The organism is Belnapia mucosa, assembly GCF_016775475.1.
Classification (GTDB): Bacteria; Pseudomonadota; Alphaproteobacteria; order Acetobacterales; family Acetobacteraceae; genus Belnapia; species Belnapia mucosa.
In genome coordinates, this window is the sequence record NZ_JAEUXJ010000145.1 from 1 (window position 1) to 240 (window position 240).

At 65.0% G+C, this 240-nt stretch carries 1 protein-coding gene; it reads right to left on the reverse strand.

The features are described 5' to 3' along the window. Positions 1–240 (reverse strand): hypothetical protein (locus JMJ55_RS30705; RefSeq protein WP_202829380.1); only part of this gene is annotated, 240 nt, incomplete at both ends.

Sequence of the window (240 nt, forward strand, 5' to 3'; positions counted from 1 at the left end):
GCGAAGTTGCCGCCCTGGCTGGCGGCATCCCCGGAACCGTCGGCAGCGCCTTCGTGGTATTCGGCAACGACGACGTCGGCCAGGCCCTCGCTCTTGAGACGCTTGGCCTCGGCATTCACAGCCTTAACCGGATCACCAATGGTGAGGTTGGAAATGCCGGCGGGGGAGACCAGGGAGGGCAGGTCGTGGGTGACAGCGCCGACGACACCGATGCGCACTCCATCCTTGACGATGATCGTC